Genomic DNA, 3,340 nt, shown 5'->3' with positions numbered 1-3,340 from the left:
ATCGACCGCACCGCCGCCGCCCGCGCCGCCCGGCGGTCTAGCCGCACCGCGGGGTCCGCCCCCTGGCAGCGGCGATAGGGATCGTCCAGCAGCCCGAGCCGCGCCTTCAGTACCAGCACCCGCCCGACCGCCGCGTCGATCCGTCCCGGCTCGACCAGCCTCAGCTCCACCGCCGCCGGCAGGCCTTTCTCGTAGGCGAAGGACATCATGTCGACGTCGACCCCGGCGTTCATCGCGAGCGCCGCCGCCTCGACGATGTCGGCCGCTACCCCGTGCCGCACCAGTTCCCCGATCGCGCCATAGTCGCTGATCACCACCCCCTCGAACCCCCACCGCTCGCGCAGCGTCCCGGTCAGGAGCTCGCGATGTGCCGTCAGCGGTATCCCGGCGATATCGGTGAACCCCGGCATCACCGCCGCCGCGCCCGCCCCGACCGCGGCCCGGAAGGGCGGCAGATAGACCTCCGCCAGGGCCCGCTCCGAGACGTCGACCGGGGCATAGTCGCGCCCCGCCGTGCTCGCCCCGTAGGCGGCGAGATGCTTTGCCGTCGCCGCGATGCCGGAGAGACCCTCCCCCTGAAAGCCGCGCACCTTCGCCTCGGCGAAGCGCGCGCCGGCGAAGGGATCCTCCCCCGGTCCTTCGGCGATGCGCCCCCAGCGCGGGTCGCGGGAAAGATCCAGCATCGGTGCGAAGGTGAGGTCGAGGCCGGCCCCCGCCGCCTCGGCCGCCGCGACCCGCGCCGTCTCCTCCCAGAGCCCAGGATCGAAGGCCCCCGCTTCGGCGAGCGGGATCGGAAAGACGGTGCGGAAGCCGTGCAGCACGTCGAGCCCGAAGAAGAGCGGAACCCCGAGCCGCGTCTCCTCGACCGCGAGCCGCTGGTGCTCGCGCACCGCCGGCCGGCCCCAGAGGTTGAAGAGGCTTCCGACCCGGCCGGCCCGCACCAGCGCCGGGAGATCCTCGTCCCCCGTCGGCCCGGTGATGGCATAGCCCGCCGTCACCATGGTGAGCTGGCCGATCTTCTCGGCCAGCGTCATCCGTCCGACGAGCTCCGCCACCTGCGCCTCCGCCCTTCCGCCGAGCGCGGCGAGGGCGGGGCTCGCGGCCAGGAGCGCGAGGACGCGGCGGCGGCGCACGGCGCGGCCTATCCCGGCGCGTAGCTGAAGGCGGCGAAGTCCGCGGTGGCCGCCCGGCCGGAGGTGTCGAAGGCGAGCATGCCGACGAAGGCGCCGGTGAAGGAGCCGTGCTCGCCCCGCCCGCTCTCGTCCGAGATCACCGAGGCGTCGAGCTCGGGGCCGACCGGCTGCCATTCGCCGCCCGCCCGCCAGAAGAACTGCTGCGCCGCACCGCGCACTTCGACGGCGAGGTCGACCGGCCCGTCTGGAACCGGCACCGGCGGATGCAGCGGGAAGCCCAGCCGTCCGTCCGGCCAGTCGCCGGGGCAGGAGAGGATCGTCAGCACCCGCCCGGCCGCCGCATCGTGGGTCACGGCGAGGAAGTGGAACTTGAAGCGGTTGTAGTAGGTCGCGAGCCCCGCGTTCTGCTGGTAGGTGTCGGGATCGAAGGCGAGAAGCCGCGTCTCGGCGCGATAGGCGTGATGCTCCTGCCGCCGCGCGACCAGCGCCTGCTCGAACCAGCTCCCGACCGACTCGCGGCCGAAGAGCCGCAGCGCGCTGCCGGTCAGGGCGAAGAGCCGCTCGGGGTAGGGCGTGCGCAGCCACTGGAAGTCCTGCGGCAGGGCAGGGGTGTCGAAGCGATACTCGACCGGCCGGTCTGGCTCGGGCTCCGCCGCGCCGGGCGGGGCGGGGACCTCGAGCGCGGGGACCAGTCCGCCCTGCTCGAGATAGAGCCAGCCGTCCTCCTTCCAGGCGCACTTCTGGATCGCCGTCTCCCGCCCGAGCGGCGAGCGCCGGGTGCCGGGCAGGGGCCGCGAGCAGAGGTGGGTGTGATAGACAGCGCCGTCCGGCGTCTCGACGATCTGCCCGTGGCCGGCGCGCTGAAGCGGCGCTTTCGGCGCGTCCTTCGAAGTCAGGAGGTGCACTGCCGGATGCAGCTCGTAGGGGCCGCGGATGTCGCGGGACCGCGCCATCGTCACCGCATGGTCGTAGCCCGTGCCGCCCTCGGCCGTGGTCAGATAGTACCAGCCCGCCCGCTTGTTGATGTGCGGCCCCTCCACCAGCCCGAGCGAGGAGCCGGGGAAGATGTTGCGCACGGGCCCGGTAAGCCGGCGGGAGACGGGGTCGTATTCCTGCAGCAGGATGCCGTCGAAGGCGGTGCCGCGCGGACGCCCTCCGACGCTGTCGGTCGAATGCTTCCATTGCTGGTTCAGCAGCCACTTCCGGCCGTCGTCGTCGTGGAAGAGCGAGGGGTCGAAGCCCGACGAGTTCAGATAGACCGGCTCGGACCACGGCCCGGTGACCGCGGGCGCCGTCACGAGATAGTTGTGCGCGTCCTTGAAGTTGCCGTCGTAGCGCTTCACGTCGGTGTAGATCAGCCAGAAGAGCCCGTCGGCCCAGGAGAGGCAGGGGGCCCAGACGCCGCAGCTGTCGGGCGCGCCGCGCAGGTCGAGCTGGCTCGTCCGGCTGAGGGGGCGCGCGACGAGGCGCCAGTTCACCAGGTCGCGGGAGTGGTGGATCTGGACGCCGGGGTACCATTCGAAGGTCGAGGTGGCGATCCAGTAGTCGTCGCCTGTGCGGCAGATCGACGGGTCGGGGTTGAAACCCTTGAGAATCGGATTGCGGATCACTCGGATCGCCTCCAGCTTGTCGGGGGCACTTCCGCCCGATAGCCTGGGCAGCAGGAGGTGCCGATGGTTCGTCTGATCGCCGTGACGATAATTGAGCTGGTGGCGAACGCCATCGGTCTTCTCGTGGCAAAGTGGCTGCTGCCGGGCTTCGTCATCACCCCGGCGGGCTTTCTCTGGGTGATCGTCGTCTTTACCGCGGCGCGGTTCATCCTGGCGCCGCTGATCTTCAAGCTCTCGTTCAAGTATGTGCGCGCGATCACCGGCGGTATTGCGCTGGTCACTACTTTCGTGGGGCTGCTCGTTACCACCTGGCTGACCGACGGGTTGCAGATCACCGGCTTCTCGACCTGGGTGATTGCGACGCTGGTGGTCTGGCTGTTCGGCGTCATCGCGATCCTCGTCCTGCCGCTCGTCATCTTCAAGAAGACGCTGGCGGCGCGGGCGGGGTCGGGGCCGCAGGTGCCGCCGATGCGGTGAGGCGGGAGCTCGAGACGGCCGTATGGCCTCCGGCAGGTTGAATCGGGATCGAGGGGAATTCCGTCCGTGTTAACAGCGACTTGAGCGGACTGGAATGCGGCCGGAAAGGGGCTGGAAAGC

At 70.9% G+C, this 3,340-nt stretch carries 3 protein-coding genes; 1 reads left to right on the top strand and 2 read right to left on the bottom strand.

Annotated features, from left to right (window positions below; genetic code table 11):
• Positions 1-1,133: glycoside hydrolase family 3 N-terminal domain-containing protein (locus tag Q0112_RS15085; protein WP_297976689.1), on the bottom strand; the 1,133-nt coding region annotated here is incomplete at its 3' end.
• 8 nt (positions 1,134-1,141) lie between these two features.
• Positions 1,142-2,743, bottom strand: a complete 1,602-nt coding sequence (locus Q0112_RS15080; protein ID WP_297976686.1) for a glycoside hydrolase family 43 protein — start codon at positions 2,741-2,743, stop codon at positions 1,142-1,144.
• A gap of 63 nt (positions 2,744-2,806) precedes the next feature.
• Here Q0112_RS15080 and Q0112_RS15075 point away from each other — a divergent pair, with 63 nt between their 5' ends.
• Positions 2,807-3,220 carry a phage holin family protein gene (locus Q0112_RS15075; RefSeq protein WP_297976684.1) on the top strand — a complete coding sequence of 138 codons (414 nt, stop codon included), beginning with the start codon at positions 2,807-2,809 and terminating at the stop codon, positions 3,218-3,220.
• Positions 3,221-3,340: the final 120 nt, after the last annotated feature.

The sequence above is a fragment of the uncultured Amaricoccus sp. genome (assembly GCF_937858865.1).
Taxonomy (GTDB): domain Bacteria; phylum Pseudomonadota; class Alphaproteobacteria; order Rhodobacterales; family Rhodobacteraceae; genus Amaricoccus.
Note: the sequence above shows the minus strand (reverse complement) of the source record. Positions and strands in the feature narration are given on the sequence as shown.

Excerpts from the sequence above, each read along its gene's own strand:
- Q0112_RS15075 (WP_297976684.1), top strand. The coding sequence starts at position 2,807 with ATGGTTCGTCTGATCGCCGTGACGATAATTGAGCTGGTGGCGAACGCC.